We start from the raw sequence: 1,165 nt of genomic DNA, 5'->3' as shown, positions 1-1,165 counted from the left end.
GAATATAGAGAAAGGCGCAAAGTTTTCACTTTGCGCCTTTTTTATTGAGGTAAATGGCCACGCGTTTAGGTCTGTTTTGTGTCAAACCTTTTACTGCGTCTTAAGCCACCATTTACCTCTGCCAGTCAACGTTGCAATGACTGAGTTATCTAGCTGAACGACTAATCCCTAATAGTTCAGCCTACGATTCGTTACTTTGTTTCTAATGAAACGCTTGCTTTGTAAACAGTCGCTAGTTAAGCCGTTTCTAGTTCAGCCTTTGGAACCACGTTTAGGCGGTCGCCATAGATTGGACGTAGTGCTTGCATAACTTCAGTACGAGTCATCACACCGACCATTACGCCATTTTCTAGCACTGGAAGCATATGTGGTTGGCTTACTTTCATCGCTTTTGCACGCTCTTCTAAAGAAAGAGAGGTCAGGCGAGTGGCATAGCCCATGCTTGTTGTCGGGTACAGTTGTTCTTTATCGATACATAGGAACTCAGCAACATCGACCAGTTTGTCGTTTGCATCAATAGCCACTACGTCACGGCTCATTAGGTCTACCACTTTCTGACCTTTAGTCGGAATGTAGTCTTGGCACCAAAGGTCAACCATTACGTCGTGAACAGAGAGGATACCTACTAGGCGGCCTTCAACATCGCAAACAGGAGCGCTAACAAGTTGAGCATCTAAAAGTGAATCAATCGCCACTGAAGTAGGCATTTCTACGCTCAGTGTAATTGGTTGAGTGTTCATGATTTGCTTGATAGTAGTTGTAGTGTTCATAGTGGTTTCCTTAACTGACGTAATTTCTGTTGTTTGAGTTATTGCTGTAATTTTTGCCGCTTTAAGCTGCGGGCGACGGTAGATACTCCAATTGGCTAAGCCGACCAATACCGCACCACCTACAATGTTGCCGAATGTCACTGGTATTAAGTTTGCAGTGACAAATTTCATGATGTTCAGGTCTGCATACTGGGCTGATGTTGCGCCAATTTGCATCCAAAAACTCTCTGGTGCGAATGCTTGAATTGTGATGCCTAATGGAACCATAAACATATTCGCCACACAGTGTTCAAAGCCTGAGCTAACGAACATTGCAACGGGTAATACGGTCATCATTGCTTTAGTCATGGCGTTAGCTGAGCTGAACGTTAACCAAATTGCTAAACACACTAGTA

1 protein-coding gene is annotated in these 1,165 nt (G+C 43.9%); it reads right to left on the bottom strand.

The window, feature by feature from the left end:
* Positions 1-236 precede the first annotated feature (236 nt).
* The coding region (locus AB4496_RS27025; protein ID WP_372133003.1) for a formate/nitrite transporter family protein at positions 237-1,165 on the bottom strand (929 nt) is incomplete at its 5' end.

It is taken from the genome of Vibrio sp. 10N.222.46.A1 (genome assembly GCF_041473595.1).
Lineage (GTDB): Bacteria > Pseudomonadota > Gammaproteobacteria > Enterobacterales > Vibrionaceae > Vibrio > Vibrio tasmaniensis_A.
The sequence above is the reverse complement of the archived record's forward strand: the minus strand, read 5'-3'. Positions and strand labels throughout refer to the sequence as shown.